General features: G+C 42.1%; 3 protein-coding genes and 1 pseudogene. 2 read left to right on the top strand and 2 right to left on the bottom strand.

Annotated elements, in window-relative coordinates:
• The first annotated feature begins 223 nt into the window (after nt 1-223).
• Complete coding sequence (locus O9290_RS24530) at nt 224-1636, top strand: LCP family protein (RefSeq protein WP_288087632.1); 1413 nt, start codon at nt 224-226, stop codon at nt 1634-1636.
• Nucleotides 1637-1659: 23 nt separating this feature from the next.
• Here the strand turns inward: O9290_RS24530 and O9290_RS24525 are convergent, their stop codons facing one another.
• Complete coding sequence (locus tag O9290_RS24525) at nt 1660-2343, bottom strand: Uma2 family endonuclease (RefSeq protein ID WP_288055333.1); 684 nt, start codon at nt 2341-2343, stop codon at nt 1660-1662.
• 229 nt (nt 2344-2572) lie between these two features.
• Here O9290_RS24525 and O9290_RS24520 point away from each other — a divergent pair, with 229 nt between their 5' ends.
• Nucleotides 2573-3076 (top strand): hydrogenase maturation protease, encoded by a 504-nt coding sequence (locus tag O9290_RS24520; RefSeq protein ID WP_288055330.1) that lies wholly within the window; start codon nt 2573-2575, stop codon nt 3074-3076.
• On the opposite strand, the pseudogene O9290_RS24515 reads toward O9290_RS24520, so the two are convergent.
• Nucleotides 3003-3491: pseudogene (locus O9290_RS24515) on the bottom strand (mechanosensitive ion channel family protein); the annotation flags it as partial. The gene O9290_RS24520 and the pseudogene O9290_RS24515 sit on opposite strands and share 74 nt — an antisense overlap.
• Nucleotides 3492-3631: the final 140 nt, after the last annotated feature.

The following is a 3631-nucleotide window of genomic DNA, read 5'->3' as shown; positions in this document are numbered from 1 at the left end:
CCACACCCCACACCCCACTTCCCCACCAGCAACCCCTAGTATAGATATTTCGACAAAATTGCGATGGAGAACAACGATAAGGAAAAATTCTGCTATATTATCTGCTAACTCTCTAAAAAACCCAATTAGTTTAATAATCTTTTCCGGGTATCTGAGAAAACAAATAGTTTATCTCTTTAAATATGGTTTTAGGGAGATATTTAGTGACCGTGTGAGGCAATTTGTGGTTAATAAGACAAAATCAAGACTTAAAAGCGGAAAATCAGGGAAATTAGCGGCTAAACCTGTTAAAAAGCGGCGATTATCCAGTACATGGTTCCTGACAGCCCTAGGCTTAACCGGCTGCGCCCTAGTTTCCGCTACGGCGGGTGCTATGTTGGCCGTGTCTCTCTCCTCCACACCCTTGCGACAAGCTGCTCTTAGTCCCGAAGAAGCCGCCGCTTTTAACAATCAGCAGGCCATATCCTATCAAAATCTGCAACTTCCCGCCCTCAACCGTCCCGTTAATATTCTGGTAGTTGGCGCGAAAGTGTTGACATCCGATGTCAAGGAGGCACAAACCCCAGATCTGGGTTATCATGCCCCGGTTAATTCCTTGGATGGTTTAACCGATACCATGCTGTTACTGCGTTTTGACCCCCAAAGACAGAAGTTAACCATGCTTTCCATCCCCCGGGATACCCGCACCGATATCGAGGGTTACGGGGAGAAAAAAATCAATGAAGCTAACGCCCTCGGTGGACCTGCTTTAACGGCGGAAACGGTTAGTCATCTTTTGGACGGAGTGGCTATCGATCGCTATATTCGCATTAATGTGCAGGGTGTGGAAAAATTAATTGATGCTTTGGGGGGGGTGACGGTATATGTTCCCAAAGACATGAAGTACAAAGATTTTAGTCAACACCTCTACATTGACCTGAAAAAAGGGGAACAACACCTCAACGGCGAGAAATTCCTCCAGTTTGCCCGTTTTCGTTACGATGCTAACGGCGATATCGGTCGTATCCAACGACAACAGCAATTAATGCGGTCTTTAGTAGAACAAACCCTAAAACCAGCAACTTTACTGAAAATTCCCGATATTATCGAGGTTATCCGCACTCATATCGATACTAATCTCAGTTTAGAGGAGTTACTAGCCCTCGCCGGCTTTGCCTCCAAAACTCAGCGCGCTGATGTGCAAATGCTACTACTACCCGGAGACTTTAATGGTGATGGTCGGCAAGGGATCAGTTATTGGTTGCCCAATCAAAGTAAAATTCAAGAGCTAGTGACTCAACATTTTAACCACGGCTCTTTTATGGCTGACATTGAAGAAACCACGCAACCGACTCGCATAGCTGTGGAAGATAGCACCGATAATCCAGAAGCGGTGCAAGCTCTAGTCAGATATCTGCGCTCATTGGGTTATGAAAATGTTTTTGTCTCTAAGTCTTCATCGCCAATTCTAGAAACTACCAAAATTATTGCTCAAAAAGGAGATAATTCCCTGGCTGCTGCCCTGCATAATAGCCTTGGTGTCGGGGAAGTTTTGGTGGAAAGTACGGGGAATCTCGCTTCTGATGTGACGATTAAAATCGGTCAAGATTGGCAAGAAAAATCAGCTAATCTTTCTGAGCCATCCCTAGGCAACTAAGAAAAAAATCAAGTTTATCCGGGTTATTTATTAGCCAAAGTTTGACAAAAAATTTGGTGTTCTTGACTAGCTATTCCTTGCTGTGACACTGCCAAAACTTCGGCTAAATTACCCGATAATAAAGCATTTTTATCCAGCCATAATCCAGGGAATACTTGAGAACAAAAGATGTTATTTTGATGAGATTCTAGGGGCAAATATTCCCCATCAGTTAAACCAAACCAATCCAATTGAACGTCATAAACTCGCCAGATAATATACTCTTGTACTCCATGGTGACGATAAACTTTGAGTTTTTCGTGTAAATCGTAGGAAGCGGTAGAAGCGGCAATTTCCACGATTAATTCCGGTGCGCCTTCTACATAATCATCTTCACTAATGCTTGATTGTCCACCGGTTTCTATTCTTAATAAAGCATCTGGTTGTGGTTGATTATCCCCATCAAGTCGCACAGTAGTATTATCCAGTGTTTCTACCCCCGGTGTCGCCACTTCGTAGGCAGTTAACCAACCGATAATATTAGCGTGGGGTTTACCGTGGTTTTTGGCTCTCACCGCGGCTGCCATATAAACAACTCCTGCGATTAATTCAGCTTTTTTTAGCTGTGTCATTGCTTGATAACGGCGCTCGAATTCGGGACGAGTTAATCTATCACCATTTTCGAGAGGGGGAATAATATGGGGGGAAACTGTGTTAGTCGATAGCATAATTTTTGGCTCATCAAGAAACTACTATCAAGGCTTAAGTTTTCTTACCAGACTCAGTTAATTTATCGATTAGGTTAAGCTGTGCATCGAGAGTATCGAAGATATCCTATACTTATTTTACAGCGTTTCTCCTCAGGATGAAGTGTAATCTAATTTGGTATCGACCACCGACTCCTGACTCCCCAAAACGACAACTTCGTACCTCATTATTAAGATAACTGCTATAACCATGAATAATTTTAAAATACTGCTCATCGGTTACGGTAATACTTTAAGAAATGATGACGGAGTGGGAGTGAGAATAGCCGAAATTATCGCCCAGGAGAATTGGCCTAATCTGCAGGTCATCGCTACCCATCAATTGACTCCTGAGTTAGCAGCCGATATAGCTGATGCTTCTCTAGTTATTTTTGTTGATGCGGTATTATCTAATCAAACCGATATCCGAATAGAAAAATTAGCGGCAGTTACCGAATGGAATAATTTCGTTCATGCAGAAAGTCCCGCTTCTTTATTAGCATTAACTCAAGCAATTTATCAACAAACTCCCAGGGCCTGGGGAATATTTATTCCTGCTATTAATTGTGAATTTGGTGAAGAATTATCAACAATAACTCAAAAGGGCTTGACAAATGCGATTAAAGCTATTAGGAAAATTATTACTTCTGAGGATTTGACTGAATACCAAAAGCAGGACTTTGATAATCTTCCGGCAGATAATTTTCAGGAATAGTGCTGTGATTGCCATCCCGGAGAGCCTTGTAGTGAGGAGACATAATTTCGATACCGACTTCGTTACATTTATCCTGAATATTTTGATGCAATTCAGAATAAATATACACCATTTTGCTAGGATGATCGGTGTAGGCATTTAGCTGATAGCTGACATAAAAATCATCGAGACTGGTTTGCAAGACAAAAGGAGCAGGTTCTGAGACAATAAATTTAGTTGCTAGGGCTGCTTCTTTCAGGGTTGCGTGAACCTTACGCCAAGGTAAATCATAACCGAGAGTGACCGTGGTTTGCAAAATTAAAGGCTGTTTGAATTCCCTTTGAGAGACACTAAAGTTAATCACATTGGTGTTTAACAGCGATGAATTAGGAATCGTGATAATTCTATTAGCGGGTGTGCGAATACGGGTGACTAAGCAACATCTCAATAAATGCTGGTAAGGAAGCCGAAGTCAACCTAGAAAATGAACCCGCACTCGTGAGAAAGCATCGACTTAGGTTGCACTGAGGAAGAAAATCTGCTTTAACTAAGGATATGCTTCTTCCCATCGAGATC

Source organism: Microcystis sp. LE19-41.2A (assembly GCF_027530405.1).
GTDB lineage: Bacteria > Cyanobacteriota > Cyanobacteriia > Cyanobacteriales > Microcystaceae > Microcystis > Microcystis aeruginosa.
Note: the sequence above shows the minus strand (reverse complement) of the source record. Positions and strands in the feature narration are given on the sequence as shown.